Raw genomic sequence first — 16271 nt, forward strand, 5'->3', positions numbered from 1 at the left:
GAACGGGGGCGGCCGGGGTCGGGGCCTTCTTGCTCATGCGTGCTCCGGAGGCGGGGTCATCAGGACGAGGAGGCGGGCATTGTCCGGGCCGTCATTGACGACGCCGTGTTCGGAGCCCGCGGGGGCGAAGAGGGTGGAGCCGGGGCCGTGCGTCGCTTCCTCATCGCCGATGCGGAAGCGGCACTGTCCGTCCAACACGAGGTACACCTTGTCGGACGTGGCATGCCGGTGGGGCTTCTGGGCCTGACCCGGGGCCAGGCAGTAGACGTCGAGGAAGAAGCGACCGGACTGGAAGACGGTGTGCTTCTGGAGCTTCTCCAGGGAGAAGCCCTGGAACGCCGCAAGCTGCTTCACATCCATCGTGGCATTCGCTCCTTCGCCTCTATATAGCGACGGGCATGGAACCGCTGTCGCTGCATTTTGTTCACGAGCACGCGGGTGCCCGCTTCATTTCGGTGGGCGGCCGTGAGGTGGTGGCCGGGTATGGAGACGTGGGCGCGGAGTATGGCGCGGCCCGCGACGCCGTGGCACTGCACGATGCGTCCTACCGCGAAATCCTCCGGATAACGGGGGAGGATCGCGCCTCCTTCCTCCACGGCATGGTCACCCAGGAGGTGAAGAACCTCCCGGTGGGCTCGGCCGCCTATGCCGCCTTCATCACGGTGAAGGGCGCCATGGTGGGAGACGCGCGCATCCTCAAGCGGGAGGGCGACCTCCTCCTGGACCTGGAGCCCGGCCTGGGCGCCAAGGTGCGGGAGTTCCTGGACAAGTACCTCATCTCCGAGGACGCCGAGCTGCACGACGCCACCCCGGACTCAGGGTGGCTGCGGCTGCTCGGCCCCCGGACGGTGGAGGTGCTGACCGCCGTGCTGGGCGCCCCCTTTGAACCGCTCGCGGCGAACCTCGGCCGGCAGGCGGTGCTCGCCGGGCAGGACGTGTGGCTCTTGGGGACGGCGCTGCCGGGCGGGGTGGGCGGCGTGGACGTGCTGGTGCCGCGCGCGGGGTTGGAGGCGGTGTGGACAGCGCTCGCACAGGCGGGCGCGGCGCAGGGGCTGAAGCCCCTGGGGTTCGACGCGCTGGAATTGCTGCGGGTGGAGGCGGGGGTGCCGCGCTACGGGCAGGACATGGTGGACACCACCATCCCGCTGGAGGCGAACCTCTCGCACGCCATCTCGTACAACAAGGGTTGCTACATCGGGCAGGAGGTCATCGCCCGGGCCACCTTCCGCGGGCGCATGAACCGGCAGCTCGCGGGGCTGCTGCTGGGGGACGCGGACGTGGCGCCCGGCACGGAGCTGCGCCGGGGTGAGAAGAAGGTGGGCTGGGTGACGAGCGTGGTGCGCTCGCCGGTGAAGGGCCAGCGCGTGGCGCTGGGCTACGTGCACCGCGACTCGCTGGAGCCGGGCACGGAGCTGACGCTCGCGGAAGGTCCCGCCACCGTCACCGTGGCCGCCCTGCCCTTCACCGCCGCGTAGCCCCGAAGCAGGCCGCGCGGCGTTCAATTCCTCGCACTCCCACCCTCCCCCTGTCTGCCCTTGGGGACATGGACATTGCTATCCTGGGAACGCTTTACAAACCTGTAAAGCATTCCAAGGACGACTCGAATGCGATTGGCCATCCTCGTGGGCTTGATGTCGGTGGGGCTGTTGGCGGGCTGTGGCGGTGTGGAGTCGGACGTCGAGGAGCCGGTGCAGGCCATGCGTCCGCCGCCGTGCGAGTACGCGTGTGAGATCGCTCGGAACTACTGTCTGAGGAACGCGCCCACCCCTGAGGCCGTGGAGGCCTGCCGGGCGGATTACCTCCTGTGCGCAAGCGATTGCCCGGCGCCCCTCTAGCGGCGTTTCATCCGGGGTCCCCGCGCAGCAGGCGCAGCACCTCGCGGGGCCCCTGCGTCACCAGGATGAACAGCAGGCCCAGTGCGATGAGCAGCAGGGGAAAGGCGAGCGCGCCCAGCACGCCCCCCGCCAGGAGGCCCACCACTGTCCACCAGGGCCCGGCCCCGAAGCCCATGACCGCGCCCACCACACCGCCCACTGCGGCGCCCGCGAGGATGCTCGGCTCAATGAGGTTCATAGGGGTGACGTCAAGATCGCACCATCCCCCGCTCCCGGGCGCACGAGCAATTCAGAGAACAGGGGGTACGGTGCGCAAGGGCACCGAGCAGCTCCCATGCCGGATGGTAGGCTCCTGAAGCTTGCTTGGGCGAAGGAGTGCTGCGTGGTGCGACATGCGCGAAAGACGCCGACAAGCCTGTTGCTGGGACTCGGAATGCTGGGGGCCCTGCAACTGCCGGCAGCGCATGCGGAGCCTCCCCTGACGAAAGCCCCCGGGTGCATCCAGCGTGGATGGCCCGCGACCGTCACCTGCGGAAGCACGGCGTGCTTCATTTCGAGCTGTGGTGAAGGAAAGTGCCCCTACTGCTTCATTGAGGGCATGGAGAACCTCGTCTTCACGGGATGGGCGGTCTACACGTGCATGAGCGGCGACAGCACGACGGGGAAGGCGCTGCTGTTCAACACGCTGCCCTTCAACGCTCGCCTGGGGCCCATCTGTGGCTGAGGTTTCGTGGGAGCAGGAGGCGACCTGGGTGGTCGAAGCGCTCAACCTCCTGACCGTACTGGCCGCACCTCGTCTCTACGCACGGTGGTGCACGCAAGCCCCAGCTGAGGAACTGCGGACAGTGCTCCAGTCCCGCATGACGGCGCTCTCGGCGTACTGCGCGAAGGCGTGGGGGAGCCCGGATGCGGAGCGCTTCCGTGCAGCAACCCCCAAGGTGCAGGCGCTCGCGGAGTCCCTGGCAGGCGCTCCCCCTGGGAGCCTCACGGAACCCGGATGGAACGCCCAGGCCCGCGAGTGCCTGGACGCGATGGGGGTCCCGGTGCCTCCAGAAGGATGGGAGGCTTTCGAGGGGTGGCGCGTGAGCCTACCCTCGTGAAAGCCATGCCTCCTGAAGAGAAGCAGCGACTCATCGACCGCGCTCGCGCCATCCTTTTGGAGCATATGCGCCGTCGCGAACCGCTGACTCCCGGTGAGGACAGGCCGCGCAGCAGCTACGATGAACTCGACGACGCGGTCAGGGGAGCCCTTGCAGGAGATCGCGGCATGGTCACCACGCTGCGTCGCGTCTTCGATGAGCCGGGATTCGCGATGACGAACTCACTGCACGAGTGCGCGTTGGCCTCTCTCGGGCTCGCGCTGCTCGGAGATCGCCAGTCCCTCCAGCGCATTCGCGGGGTGATCCCCATCAACCTGAACCGCGAGGCGAAGCCGCTCGCCCTCGCGATCCTCGATGCCGGGGAGCAAGAGGACCCGCCCCCGGGCAGCAGCCTGCCCGAGGACTGATCCGCTGCCGCCCGGAGCGAACGCTAGATGCGCCCTTCGGCCTTCTGCTGACGCTCGATGCTCTCGAACAGGGCGCGGAAGTTGCCGCCGCCGAAGCCCTGGTCACCCTTGCGCTGGATGATCTCGTAGAAGAACGGGCCCGCGTCCGGCTGCTTGTAGAGGCTCGCCGCGTCCTTCATGAAGATCTGGAGCATGTAGCTGCGCTCCTTGTCACCGTCGATGAGCACCTCCAGGTCGCGCAGGACGTTGATGTCCTCGTCGATCTTCTTGATGCCCATGTGCTGGATGCGCTCCGGCAGCGCGTCGTAGTACGAGCCCGGCGTGGGCATGAACTGGATGCCCGCGTTGGTCCGCATGTCCTTCACGGACGTCAGGATGTCCTTCACCGTGATGGCCAGGTGCTGCACGCCATCACCGCGATGGTCCTCGTTGAAGATGTTGATCTGGCTGGCCTTGAAGAACGGGAACTTGGGCTCGTTGTTCGCGAACTTCACGCCGCTCTTCGGGTCCCACATCACTTCCGACTTCAGGCCGCTGCCGTGGTCGCGCTTCTGCTGCGACGCCACGTCGTCGGTGTGGAACTCGATGTGCCAGAACTTCTCGAAGCCCATCACGTGCTCCATCCACAGGAGCATGGGCTTCATCGTCTGGAAGTTCGACGTGACGTGGTCCACCCGGTCAAAGCCGTACTTGTTCTGGCCGCCCGTGGGCGTCGCGTGCAGCACGAAGCCCGGGTAGATGGACTTGTAGCCGCTGCGCTGCAGGAAGCGGAACGTCGTGTCACCGAACGGCGTGGTGATGGAGAAGAACGACAGCGTGCCGCCGCCCTCATCCTTGAAGCGCTGGATGTCCGTGATGAACGTGGCGCCGCGCGAATCCAGCAGCTTGAACGCCTTCTCCACGTCCTCCACCTCGAAGTTCAGCGTCCCCACCCCGTCCGGGTGCTTGCGCAGGTAGCGCCACGCCCGGCCGCCCTCGCCGACAGGCTGGCTCACCACCAGCGCCACGTCGCCCGCCTGGAACATCGCCGACTTCTGCTTGCCGTGCGCGTCCAGCTCCGGGCCGGAGACGCCCAGCTCCGCGAAGTCCAACCCCTTCGTGTAGAACTGGCGGCTGCGCTCCAGGTCATGCACGTACCAGTGGATGCTCTCCAGGGTCTTGATGCCCAGCGATTCCTGCTTGGCCATGTCGCTGACTCCTCGTGATGCGAAAGAAGATGGGGACTACACCGGCTGCGCGTCGGGCTGCCGGTCCGGCTGCGCCGCCTGGAAGGCGGGAAGTTCGTTGCACGCCGCCTCGATGCGCAGCAGCGTGGGATAGGGCTTCAGGTCTACACCCAACCGGCGGGCGCCGTAGAGCTGGGGAACCAGCAGGACGTCCGCGAACGACACTGCGTCGCCCACACAATAACGGCCCGCCGTCGCCTGCACCGCTGACTCCAGCGACGTCAGCCCGTGCACGTTCCAGTGCGCCGCCCAGGCCTTCTCGTCCGCCTTCAGCACGTCCTTGACGCGCAGCACCACGGACGTGTTCTGCAGCGGCTGGATGCCGGAGTTCACTGTCTCCGCGAGCATCCGGGTGCGCGCCCGGAGGTACGCGTCGGAGGGCAGGAGGGCGGGCGAGGGCACGCGCTCCTCCAGGTACTCCAGGATGGCCATGGACTCTGACAGCCGGCGCTCCTGGCCGTCGTCGTCCGTCCACTCCAGCGTGGGCACGCGGCCCATGGGGTTGAGGGCGCGGTAGGCCGCCTGGTGCTGCTCGCCGCCGTCCTTCACCAGGTGCACCGCGAGGTACTCGAAGGGGATGCCCTTCAGGTTCAGCCCCAGCCGCACGCGCCAGGACGCGGAGGAGCGCCAGTAGCCATGGAGGCGCACGTGCTTCATGGGACCTTCACCACCGTCTGGGAGATGCGGCCGAAGAGGCTGTGCCCTTCCGCATCCAGCATCTCGATGTCGATGGTGTCCCCGGGCTTCATGAAGGCCGTCTTCGGCTTGCCCTCGTCGATGGTCTCGATCATCCGGCGCTCGGCGAGGCAGGAGATGCCCCGCGAGCGATCCTCGTTGGACACCGTGCCGCTGCCCAGGATGGTGCCCGCGGTGAACGCGCGCGTGCGCGTTAGGTGCTGGATGAGCTCCGGGAAGGAGAAGTGCATCTCCGGGCCCGCGTCCGCGTCGCCCACGAGCTCGCCGTTGAGCGTGCTGCGCATGCGCAGGTGCACCCGGCCGTCCCGCCACGCGTCGCCCAGCTCATCCGGCGTCAGCGCGAAGGGGCCAAACGCGGTGGCGGGCTTGCTCTGGAAGAAGCCGAAGCCCTTGGCCAGCTCCTCCGGGATGAGGTTGCGCAAGGACACGTCGTTGGCGATCATCACCAGCTTGATGTGCTTGCCCGCGTCCTGAGCCTGCGTGCCCATGGGCGTGTCGCCCAGCACGACGCAGACCTCGCTCTCGAAGTCCAGGCCCCACGCCTCGTCGCGCAGGGGGATGTCCGCGGTGGGCGCCAGGAAGTCGCCGGAGCCGCCCTGGTACACCAGCGGATCCGTGCGCAGCGTGGCGGGGGGCTCCGCGTTGCGCGCCTTGCGCACCAGCAGGACGTGGTTGATGTACGCGCTGCCGTCCACCCACTCATAGGCGCGCGGCAGCGGCGCGTGCAGCGCCTTCACGTCCAGGGGGCGGCTCTGCACCGCGTCCAGCTCCAGTTGCTGCGCCAGGGCGCGCAGCTGCGGCTCCCGGGCGTCCCAGTCATCCAGTGCCGCTTGCAGCGTGAGGGCCACGTTGGTGGCCAGCGCATACGCGGAGTTGTCGCGCTTGACGACGATGAGCCGCCCATCGCGGGTTCCGTCCTTGAGCGTCGCGAGCTTCAATTCCGGGCTCCCTCGGCGGCCGGGTGGGGGGAAGGCGGACCGCCTGAACTGCCCGGCTTTTCCGTCGAGGCCCCAGGGGTGTCAAGCACCCCTGTTGAACGCGGCGCGGCATTCCGCTCCGACTCCAGCAACGCTGCTGGCCGGTAGCATGCGCGCTGCTGACAGCGTGCGGTTCCGCACGTCCCCTGTCGTGGAAACCCACGAGGCGTGCGTTCCCCGCTTGACGGGAGCGCCTGGATGGCTGGCTGCCCCGCGAACGGGCGAAGGGGCAGCGGGGAAGAGGACGCGGGAAGCGAGGGCGCTTCGGCTGTTCAAATCCCAAGCAGTTCACGCACGGCGGGTGTCGCTCCCCCTGGCGGGGACCGGGGCGGCAACCCAGGTTGTGGGAAAGGGACGTCCGGCCGACCGCGCCGCCGGGGCGACGTGGCTGGGGCGCGCGAGGGTACCGAATGGCGGGAGGTTTCCAACAGGCCGGCGACACCCCCGGGGAGCCCCATTCGGGCCAGCGGCTGGGCAATCGGTACGAATTGCGCCAGCGCCTGAAGACGGGCCGGGGCATCTCCACCTGGCAGGGGCTGGACCTGCTCACCCGCGAGCGGTTGCTCGTCAAGGTCACCTCCCTGTCCGCCTTCGTCCCCACGGCCCGCCACCGCCTGGAGCACGAGGCGGAGGTGCTGTCGCGGCTGCACGCCCCCGCGCTCGTGCCCGTGCGCCACCTGGGCACCTTCGACGACCTGCTCTACCTCGTCACGCCCTGGATTGAAGGCGAGACGCTGGAGGCGCGCCTGCTGCGCGGCCCGCTGTCCCTGCCCGAGGCCATCACCCTGGGCCAGCGCCTGCTGGAGGCGCTCGCGGAGGCGCACCACGAGGGCGTCCTGCACCGCGACGTGAAGCCCTCCAACGTGCTGGTGCGCGACCACCCGCTGTCGTCCGCGTGGCTCACCGACTTCGGCCTGGCGCGCAGCGAGCGGCTGGACCCCTCCCTGCGCGACCTGCCCGTGGGCACCGCGCGCTACCTGTCCCCGGAGCAGGCGGGGCTGCTCAACCGGCCGGTGGAGACGCCGTCGGACCTGTACGCCGTGGGGCTGGTCCTCTTCGAGGCGCTGTCGGGCCGGCCCGCGCTGGAGGGCACGTCGGTGGGTGAGGTGCTGCGGCTGCACCTGGACTCGCACCCCCGGCTGCGCGCGGTGGGCGTGGAGGTGCCGCTCGCGATGGAGGAGCTCATCGCCCGGCTGAGCCAGACCGACCCTCGCGACCGCTACCAGTCCGCCGAAGCGGCGCTCGCGGACCTGAACGCGCTGGAGGCCGCGCTGTCGCGGGGCGAGGCGGAGCCCGCGCTCGTCACCGGCGCGCACGACCACCGCCAGAGCCTCACCGAGCCGTCCTTCGTGGGCCGCCGCGAGGAGCTGGCGACGCTGGAGCGCGAGCTGGCGCACGCCAGCACCGAGGGCGCCCGGGGCGTCGTGGTGGAGGGCGAGTCCGGCGGCGGCAAGAGCCGGCTCCTGGAGGAGTTCTCCGCGCGCGCCACGGGCCACCGCGCGTGGGTGCTGCACGGGCAGGCGCAGGACCAGGCGGCGCAGCGGCCCTTCCAGCTCTTCGCGGGCGTGGCGGATGGCATCGCCCAGGCCGTGGAGGAGCAGCCCGCGCTGGGGGCGCTCCTGCGCGAGCGGCTCGCGGGCCAGGAGGCGGGCCTGTGCACGGTGCTGCCGCGCCTCACGGAGGTGCTGTCGCCCGGCATGCCGCAGCCCCAGACGCAGGGCCTGGGGCCGGAGTCGCTGAGCGAGAGCCGCAGCATCTGGTGCCTCACCGCGCTGCTCAACGCCCTGGGCACGAAGGAGGCGCCCGCGGTGGTGGTGCTGGAGGACTGCCAGTGGGCGGACGCGCTCACGCTGCGCGCGCTGGAGGCCTGGTCCCAGGGCCGCCGCCCCGCGGAGGGGCGCCTGCTGCTGCTGGTGTCCTTCCGCAGCGAGGACATCCCGGCGGGCCACCTGCTCAGGCGGCTGGCCCCGAGCTCCCACATCAAGCTGTCCGCCTTCGGCGCGGCGGAGGTGGCGCGGCTGGCGGAGTCCATGGCCGGCGTGCTGCCGCCCGAGGCGGTGGAGCTGGTGACGCGGCTGTCGGAGGGCAACCCCTTCATGGCCTCGGCGGTGCTGCACGGGCTGGTGGAGGACGGCGTGCTCGTGCCCGGCCCGGCCGGCTGGCAGGTGCAGCCGGAGGCCATGGCGCACGCGCGCTCCTCGCGCCAGGCGGCCACCTTCCTGGTGCGGCGCCTGCGCCTGCTGCCCCCGGAGTCCCTGCACGTGCTGAGCGTGGGCGCCGTGCTGGGCAAGGCATTCGACGCCAGAGCCGTCGCGGCCCTGTCCGGCACGCCGCTGGAGGCCGTCAACGCGGCGTTGGACCCACCGCGCCGCCGGCACATGCTGTGGATGGAGGGCACGCGCTCCACCTTCGTGCACGACAAGCTGCGCGAGGTGCTGCTGGACCTGCTGTCCCCCGAGGAGCGCCGCGAACTGCACCGGCTGGCCGCGCGCGCCGCCGCGCAGAACGTGCCCACGGATCCCTTCGAGCTGGCCTACCACTTCGACGCGGCCGGCGAGCCCGCGCAGGCCCTGCCCTACGCGCTGGTGGCCGCGGAGCAGGCCCGTCAGCGCTTCGCCCTGGACACCGCGGAGCTCAACTACCGCATCGCCGAGCGCGGCGCGGCGGGCGCGGATCCGCACACCCGCTACCGCATCGCCTCCGGGCTGGGCACCGCGCTGATGATGCGCGGCCGCTACGACGAGGCCCAGCAGCAGCTGGAGTCCGCGCAGCGGCTGGCGCGCGACCGGCTGGAGCAGGGCCGCACGCTGGGGCACCTGGGAGAGCTGGCCTTCAAGCGCGGCCAGACGGTGCAGGCCAACGCCTACCTGGAGCAGGGCCTGAAGCTGATGGGCCGCTGGGTGCCGCTCAACGGGCTCACCACCGGCGCGAGCGCCGCGTGGGAGATCCTCACCCAGGCCGCGCACAGCGTGGCGCCGCGCCTGTGGCTGGGCCGCAAGGCGCTGGCCGAGGGCGAGGAGGACATGCTCGCGGTCAACCTCTACAGCCGGCTCGCCTACGGCTACTGGTACCAGCGGGGAAGGGCCGCCGTGCTGTGGGCCCACCTGCGCGACATGAACCTCGCGGAGCGCTACCCGCCCACGCCGGAGCTGGCGCAGGCGTACTCCGCGCACTCGCCCGCGCTCACCACCCTGCCCTGGTTCCAGCGCGCGTACGCGTACGCGGAGAAGTCCCTCGCGCTGCGCAGGCAGCTGGGCGACGTGTGGGGCCAGGGCCAGTCACTGCACTTCTATGGCCTGGCCCTCTATGCCTCGTCGCGCTTCCGCGAGTGCATCGAGCGGTGCCGCGAGGCGGTGCGCCTGTTGGAGCGCACTGGCGACCCGTGGGAGGTGAACAACGCCACCTTTCAAATCGCCATGTCGCTCTACCGCCTGGGCCGGCTGAAGGAGGCCGCGGGGGTGAGCCAGCGGCTGCACGCGGCGGCGCTCGCGCTGGGGGACCGGTACTCGCTGCGCCTGGGGCTGGAGGCGTGGGCCAAGTCCACCGGGGGCCGCATCCCCGCCGCGCTGCTGGAGGTGGAGCTGGCGGCGCCCACCGCCACCGACCCGCAGTCCTTCGCGGGCGTGCTCCAGGCGGAGGCCCTGCGCCTGCTGCGGGAAGGGGAAGTGGCGCGCGCCGCGGAGGTGCTGGAGCGCGCCGAGCGCGTGGTGGAGGACGCGCACCTGCGCCAGGAGTACGTGGCCCCCATCACCCCGTGGCTCGCCACCGCGCGCCGGCAGCTCGCGCAGGAGAGCAGCCCGCTGAACCCGAAGCGGCGCGACGCGCTCCTCGCGGAGGCCGAGGCCGTGGCGAAGCGGGCCCACGCCGTGGCGCGCACCTACCGCAACAACCTGCCCCACGCGCTGCGCGAGCGCGGGCTGCTGGCGGCGCTGCGCGGCCGTCCCAAACAGGCCCGGAAGCTGCTCAACGAATCGCTGCGCGTGGCCGAAGCCCTGGAGATGCGCCAGGAGCGCGCGCTGACGCTCAAGGCCCGGGGCGACGTGGGCAAGGCGCTGGGCTGGCCCTGGGCCGCGCGCGACGCGGAGACGGCCGCGCGCGACCTGGAGGCCCTGGACGACGGCCTGCAAGCGGGGCCGGGCACCTCGGCGGGCGTGGGCACGCTGTCGCTGGTGGACCGCTTCCCGCGCGTGCTGGACGCGGGACGGCGCCTCGCCTCCGCCCTGTCGCGCGAGGCCGTCTTCGAGGCCGCGCGCCAGTCCATGGTGGAGCTGTTGCGCGCCGAGCGCTGCGCCGTGGTGGATCCGCGCGTGCTGGTGTCGGAGGAGGACGCGAAGTCCCAGGGCCTGAGCCGCACCGCGCTCGCGCGCGCGCTGGAGACGGGCCGCATCAGCGTGATGGGCCAGGGCCTGCCGGGCGGCATCAGCGAGAGCATGGAGCTGCTGGGCGTGCGCTCCCTGCTGTGCGCGCCGTTGCAGGTGCGCGGCAAGACGGTGGCGTGCGTGGTGGCCAGCCACCGCAAGGTGGGCGCGCTGTTCGGCGAGGACGAGGAGCGGCTCGCGTCCTTCGTGGCGGTGCTCGCGGGCGCCGCGCTGGAGAACACGGAGAACTTCGAGCGCATCGCCGCGCTCTCCGAGGAGCAGGGCCGGCTTTACAGAGAAGAGCAGGAGGCGGTGCGCCGCCGCGACGACTTCCTGTCCATCGCCGCGCACGAGCTGAAGACGCCGCTGACGTCGCTGCAGCTGCACATCCAGGGGCTCCAGGCGAAGGCGAAGGGCGCGCCCATGTCGCCGGAGAAGCTGTCCACGAAGCTGGAGTCCGCCTACTCGCAGACGCAGCGGCTGGGAAAGCTGGTCAACGACCTGCTGGACATCTCCCGCATCGCGCAGGGGCAGCTGCACATCAAGCGCGAGGACGTGGACCTGGTGGCGCTGGTGCGCGGGCAGCTGGAGCGCAGCCGCGAGTCCCTGGCGCGCGCGGAGTGCGAGGTGCGCTTTCACGCCACCCAGCCGCGCTTCGTGGGCCACTGGGACGCGCTGCGGCTGGAGCAGGTGGTGGGCAACCTCCTGACGAACGCGATGAAGTACGGCGCGGGCAAGCCCGTGGAAATCACGCTGGACGGGGACGCGTCCCGCGTGCGGTTGCTGGTGCGCGACCACGGCATCGGCATCGCGAAGGAGGACCGGGCCCGCATCTTCGAGCGCTTCGAGCGCGCGGTGTCCGTGCGTCACTACGGCGGCTTCGGCCTGGGGCTGTGGATCGTCCGCGAAATCGTCCAGGCGCTGGGCGGCGGCATCGACGTGGCGAGCGCGCCGGAGCAGGGCTCCACCTTCACCGTCACCCTGCCCCGCTCCGGGGGCCCGGTGCACTGAGCGCTACTGGCGCGTCACTTCCAGGTAGATGACGTTGTCCTGGCTGTCGCGGAACAGGCGCACGTTGGCCACCTGCTCCAGCGGCGTCTCCGCCAGCAGGCTGCGCATGCCGTCCTCGTCGCGGTAGGTGAGCCACCAGTCCATGAAGGCCTCCATGTAGCCCGTCTCCGGCGGGTGCACCGCGAAGTTGGCCACCAGCAGCCGGCCCCCCGGGCGCAGCATGCTGAAGAACACCGACGTGAGGCGGCTGGCCACCGAGTCCGACAGGTAGTCGTACAGCCCCGCCGAGTACACGAAGTCCAGCTCCGAGAACGTCACCTTGCCGGACAGCAGCGCGCGCACGGAGCCGCACACCGGCCGCACCACGCCGTCCGGGTGCAGGCGGGACACCTCCGCCAGGCTCACCGGATCCTGGTCGAACGCGATGAGCTCCTGGAGCCTGCGCTCCGCCACCGCGCGCGACTGCTCCGCCTCCCGCAGGTGGCCGCACGCCACCGACAGCACGCGCCCGTCGGGCCGGAGCTCCGCCGTCTCGTCCATCATGCGGGTGAGCAGCTCGCGCCGCTCGCGCACGCTGCACGCGCTGGGCTGCCCATGCATGTACCGGTACACCTCACGGCCCGCGTGCAGCTCGTCCGCCGCGTGGTCGATGTAGAGGTAGTCGATGAGGGCCGCATCCCCCGCGTAGCCACGGGGCCGCTCGAAGGCGTGCCGCGTGAAGGGGCATTGATGGACGAGGTGCCGCAGGGAGTGCTTGCGCGCGACCTCCATGCAGAAGCGCTTCCACACCTCCGGGCTCCACTGCCGCCGTCGCTCGATGAGGCCGCCGTGCAGCGACGCCATGCCGTCGTGCAGCACTTCGTCGGGACCCTGAACCATGCGCGCGTACAGCGCGTCCAGCCAATCCCGGGCCTCGCTGAAGGGTTCTTCCGGTGACGCCTCCTCCTCCGAAGGTTTCACGAGGAAGAGGTGGTGGGGTTCAGGCGCGACCGGGAAAGCCGCGCCATGGACCGAAGGGAAGGGGTGGCGCATAGGCATCATCCTGACAACCCGGGAGCCGGGTGGTTCCACTTCCTTCGCCCCCGCCACCCGCCAGGCCCGGCTCCAACCAGACGGACGGGCCCTGTGCCCTGCACTGAGCCCGCCCTCACGGAGGACGAGCGGGCGGCTCAGGTCTCAAGACCCCGGAAGGATGAAAGGTCGGTGGAGGGGACTCAGGAGGCCGCGCCCACCAGGCGTGGCAACAGGACCGTGAAGGTGGCCCCGCCGCCGGGCGTGTCCGTCACCGCGATACGGCCGCCGTGCGCCTCCACGACCTGCCGGGCCACCCACAGCCCGAGCCCGAGTCCTCCGAAGCGGCGGGCGGAGACGGCCCGCTCGAAGCGCCCGAAGATGCGCTCGCGGTCCTCCGGCTTCACGCCCAGGCCGTGGTCCACCACCTCGAGCCGCAGCTGCGGGCCCGCTTCGCCCAGCCGGACCGTCACCGGCCGCGACGCGCCATACTTGGCCGCGTTGGACAGCAGGTTGCGCACCAACTGCTCGAGCCGCACCGGATCCACCTCCGCGAGCAGGCCGGCCTGGGCCTCGAACGTCACGAGGCAGCCCGCGCGCTGGAGCTCCTCACGGCCCTGCGCGAGGCAGTCCGCCACCAGCGCCGTCACGTCCGTGCGCTCGCGGTGCAGCTGGAGCCGCCCGGACGCCACCTGGGACACGTCCAGCAGCGACTCCACCAGCGTGCCCAGGCGCTGGGCCTGCCTGCGGGTGCCCGCGAAGCGCTCGGCGACCTGGGCGCGCACGGGGGCCGGCAGCATCCGCTCGAGCATCTCCAGTTGCAGCTTCAGGCCCGTGAGCGGGGTCTTCAGCTCGTGGCTCGCGACGGAGAGGAAGTCGTCCCGGGCCTGCACGGCCTCCTTGAGCGTCAGCTCGCGGCCCAGCTGGAGCGCGGCCTCGCCGCGCAGCCGGGACATGGCGAGCTGGGTCTGCACCCGCGCGAGCAGCTCGCGGCCGCTGAAGGGCTTGACGAGGTAGTCATCCGCGCCCGCCTCGAGCCCCTCCACGGAGGCCTCCTCGCCCGCGCGCGCGGACAGCAGGATGAGCGGCGTGGCGCGCAGCGCGGGGTCGCTCCGGAGGGCCCGCAGCAGCCCGAAGCCGCCGAGCCTCGGCATCATCACGTCGCTCACCACCACGTCCGGTGCGCGCGCGCGCAGGGCCTCCAGCGCCGCCTGCCCGTCACCGGCCGTCTCCACCTCGAAGTGGGGCTCGAGGACGTTGCGCAGGTAGGCGCGCAGGTCCGCGTTGTCGTCCACGATGAGGACATGGCCCCGCTGCGCCGCGGGAAGCCGCGCACCGGCCGCGGGCACCGCCGGAATCCAGCCCTCCACCTCCTGCACGAAGCTGTCGCGCTGGAAGCCGTCGCGTGGCTGGGAGGCGCCCTCCCCCGCGACCCGCCCGGGGGGCAGGTGGTGGCGGCCTCGCGGGATGCGCACCGTAAACTCGCTCCCCTCGCCTGGGCGGCTCCACACCTCCACCGACCCGCCGTGCAGCTTCACCAGCTCCTGGACCAGCGACAGCCCGATGCCGCTGCCCTCGAAGCTGCGGCCCTGCGCGCCCGCCACCCGGTAGAAGCGCTGGAACAGGTGCGGCAGCGCCTCCGCGGGGATGCCCGTGCCGGTGTCCCGGACGGACAGCACCCCGGCGTCGCCCTCGAGCCGCAGCCGCACCCCGAGGCCGCCCTCGAGCGTGAACTTGAAGGCGTTGGACAGCAGGTTGAAGACGATGCGCTCCCACGCCTCCGGATCCACCCAGAGCGGCTCGCCCAAAGGAGGGCTGTCCACGGACAGCGTGAGGCCCGCCCGGTGCGCGGCGGATTCGAAGTGCCCCACGAGTTCCTGGGTGAGCCGCGAGAGGTCCACCGGCTGGAAGCGCGCCTCGGTGCGGCCCGTCTCGAGCCGGGTGAATTCGAGGAGCTGGTTGACGAGCTTGAGCAGCCGCACCGCGCCCCGCTGCACGAGCGCCACCCGCTGGTGCTGCGGACCGGGCAGCGGCGCGTGAGCGTCCGTGAGGGCGTCCTCCAGCGGGCCGAGCATCAGCGTCAGCGGCGTGCGCAACTCGTGGCTCACGTTGGAGAAGAACTGGGTCTTCTGGCGGTCGAGCTCCGCGAGCTGGGCGGCGCGCCGGGTCTTCTCCTCGAGCGCGCGGGTGCTCTCGATGCTCGTGGCGAGCTGCCGCGCGAGCAACCGCAGGAAGCTGCTCGTGTCGTCGTCCAGCGCGATGCGCGGGTTGAGTCCGACGACGAGCACGAGGCGCGACTCCTCCTCGACCGCGTCGGAGAGCGGCAGCACGAGCGCGCGGGTCGGCGGTGGCGCGGACTGCCCGCCCGCGGGGGTCGCGAAGCCGTCCGGCAGGTGTTCGACGAGCTGTTCGCGGCGGGAGCGCGCCACGTCCGCGAGCGGCCACGTCCGCCCCTCCTCCAGGTCGTCACCGGCGGCCGGGGCCGGCCCCAGCCCCGTGCGGGCGACGAGCTGCGCGCGCGCTCCGCGAAGCTCGTACAGGAGGCAGAAGGGCAGGTCGGTCGTGGCCTGGCCGAGGACGGCTTCCGCCGAGCGGAAGACGGCCGCCACGGTCTCGCAGAGCGCCGTGCGCAGGGACAGCTCGCGCACGAGCGCCAACCGCCGCGCGCCCAGCACCTGGGCCGTCGTGTCGGTCACGCGGATGAAGATGCCCCCCACATCGTGGGACTCGTCGCGCGTGGGAATGAAGGCGAACGTGAAGTAGCAATCCTCGAGGAACCCGAACCGCACCAGCGGAACGAGGAGGTTCTCGTTGTGGACGGCCTCGCCGGTGTCGAGCACCCGCTCCAGCATCGGTCCCAGGATGGGCCAGCTCTCCTGGAACACCACCTTGAAGCTCACCCCGAGCCCGCCCGGATGCTTGGTGCCGAGCATGAACCGGGCGCTGTCGTTGTAGAGCACCAGGAGCTCGCGGCCCCAGTAGATGAGCGCGGGCTCCGGCGAGGCGAGCATCACGCTCACGGCCGTGCGCAGCGACTGCGGCCATCGCGAGACCGGGCCGAACGGCGTCCGCGACCAGTCCAGCTCCCGCATGCGCACGGCCATCTCGCCGCGTCCCGGGAAGAGCTTCTCGAGCCCGCGCCCGGAGACGACGGACAGTGCATCCGGAGGACTCATATTCCGTGGCTTCCGAAAGACCTCGGCGCGAGCAGGGGCCGTGTCCAGGTTCTGGAAGCCCTCGGCGACGCAAGAGCACCCGGGTCCTCTTCCGCGGTGGAAAACGCGGCCGGGCCCGGAGGCATTCCCCGACCGGGAGGTCGGTGTCCGAAACCCCCACTCCGGGCGCGGCCCGCGAGGAGCGTCCAGCGGCTCCCCGCGGGCCAGGCCCGCCTCACACCCTCAGCGGGTGCGCGGCCTCCGGGCACTCCCAGTACGTGTACTCGCAGGTGGCCCGCGTGGCGTCGCACGGCACCGCCACGATGGTGATGAGCTCACACGGGTGGAGCGGCACCTCCGTGGCGCGGGTGCGGTGGCCCGCGTCCCGCGGCTCCGGCGTCCCTTCCGGCGCCGCGCCGGTGCCCCCGTCCCCCGGCTCGCTCCCGCCTTCCGGGGGCAGCGGCGCCACCACCGCGTGGTTGTCGGACACCGCCC

At 71.4% G+C, this 16271-nt stretch carries 12 protein-coding genes and 1 pseudogene; 5 read left to right on the top strand and 8 right to left on the bottom strand.

Annotated features, from left to right (window positions below; translation table 11 throughout):
- Window positions 1–33 precede the first annotated feature (33 nt).
- Window positions 34–360, bottom strand: a complete 327-nt coding sequence (locus tag D7V93_RS18390; RefSeq protein WP_120627787.1) for a cupin domain-containing protein — start codon at window positions 358–360, stop codon at window positions 34–36.
- 38 nt (window positions 361–398) lie between these two features.
- Here D7V93_RS18390 and ygfZ point away from each other — a divergent pair, with 38 nt between their 5' ends.
- Window positions 399–1475 (top strand): CAF17-like 4Fe-4S cluster assembly/insertion protein YgfZ, encoded by a 1077-nt coding sequence (gene ygfZ, locus D7V93_RS18395; RefSeq protein ID WP_120644650.1) that lies wholly within the window; start codon window positions 399–401, stop codon window positions 1473–1475.
- A gap of 129 nt (window positions 1476–1604) precedes the next feature.
- A complete protein-coding gene (locus tag D7V93_RS18400) occupies window positions 1605–1835 on the top strand; it encodes a hypothetical protein (RefSeq protein ID WP_120644651.1) in 231 nt (76 codons plus the stop codon).
- A 7-nt stretch (window positions 1836–1842) separates the two neighbouring features.
- On the opposite strand, the gene D7V93_RS18405 is transcribed toward D7V93_RS18400, so the two are convergent.
- A complete protein-coding gene (locus D7V93_RS18405) occupies window positions 1843–2073 on the bottom strand; it encodes a hypothetical protein (RefSeq protein ID WP_120644652.1) in 231 nt (76 codons plus the stop codon).
- A gap of 360 nt (window positions 2074–2433) precedes the next feature.
- On the opposite strand from D7V93_RS18405, the gene D7V93_RS47380 reads away from it, so the two are divergent.
- Together D7V93_RS47380 and D7V93_RS18410 are read left to right on the top strand one after the other, a co-directional pair.
- Window positions 2434–2559 carry a hypothetical protein gene (locus D7V93_RS47380; protein WP_279636928.1) on the top strand — a complete coding sequence of 42 codons (126 nt, stop codon included), beginning with the start codon at window positions 2434–2436 and terminating at the stop codon, window positions 2557–2559.
- 381 nt (window positions 2560–2940) lie between these two features.
- Window positions 2941–3342, top strand: a complete 402-nt coding sequence (locus tag D7V93_RS18410; RefSeq protein WP_120644653.1) for a hypothetical protein — start codon at window positions 2941–2943, stop codon at window positions 3340–3342.
- Between the two features lie 23 nt (window positions 3343–3365).
- Here D7V93_RS18410 and hppD read toward each other — a convergent pair whose 3' ends face one another.
- Genes hppD through D7V93_RS18425 form a run of 3 tightly spaced genes read right to left on the bottom strand, consistent with a single transcriptional unit; the run spans window position 3366 to window position 6202 of the window.
- On the bottom strand, window positions 3366–4529 hold the full coding sequence (gene hppD / locus D7V93_RS18415) for a 4-hydroxyphenylpyruvate dioxygenase (RefSeq protein WP_120644654.1): 1164 nt from the start codon (window positions 4527–4529) through the stop codon (window positions 3366–3368).
- Window positions 4530–4565: 36 nt separating this feature from the next.
- Window positions 4566–5225, bottom strand: a complete 660-nt coding sequence (maiA, locus tag D7V93_RS18420) for a maleylacetoacetate isomerase (RefSeq protein ID WP_120644655.1) — start codon at window positions 5223–5225, stop codon at window positions 4566–4568.
- Entirely contained in the window at window positions 5222–6202 is a 981-nt protein-coding gene (locus D7V93_RS18425; protein ID WP_120644656.1) for a fumarylacetoacetate hydrolase family protein, read from the bottom strand. Before D7V93_RS18425 ends, maiA begins: the two co-directional genes overlap by 4 nt.
- Before the next feature lie 449 nt (window positions 6203–6651).
- On the opposite strand from D7V93_RS18425, the gene D7V93_RS18430 reads away from it, so the two are divergent.
- Window positions 6652–11610, top strand: coding sequence for a GAF domain-containing sensor histidine kinase (locus D7V93_RS18430; RefSeq protein WP_120644657.1), 4959 nt, complete (start codon window positions 6652–6654; stop codon window positions 11608–11610).
- Window positions 11611–11613: 3 nt separating this feature from the next.
- Here D7V93_RS18430 and D7V93_RS18435 read toward each other — a convergent pair whose 3' ends face one another.
- The 3 genes and pseudogenes from D7V93_RS18435 to D7V93_RS44980 all read right to left on the bottom strand — a co-directional run.
- A complete protein-coding gene (locus D7V93_RS18435; RefSeq protein WP_120644658.1) occupies window positions 11614–12642 on the bottom strand; it encodes a class I SAM-dependent methyltransferase in 1029 nt (342 codons plus the stop codon).
- 182 nt (window positions 12643–12824) lie between these two features.
- Window positions 12825–15797 (bottom strand): ATP-binding response regulator, encoded by a 2973-nt coding sequence (locus D7V93_RS18440; RefSeq protein WP_120644659.1) that lies wholly within the window; start codon window positions 15795–15797, stop codon window positions 12825–12827.
- Window positions 15798–16011: 214 nt separating this feature from the next.
- Window positions 16012–16271: pseudogene (locus tag D7V93_RS44980) on the bottom strand (hypothetical protein); the annotation flags it as partial.

The organism is Corallococcus llansteffanensis (assembly GCF_003612055.1).
Taxonomy (GTDB): Bacteria; Myxococcota; Myxococcia; order Myxococcales; family Myxococcaceae; genus Corallococcus; species Corallococcus llansteffanensis.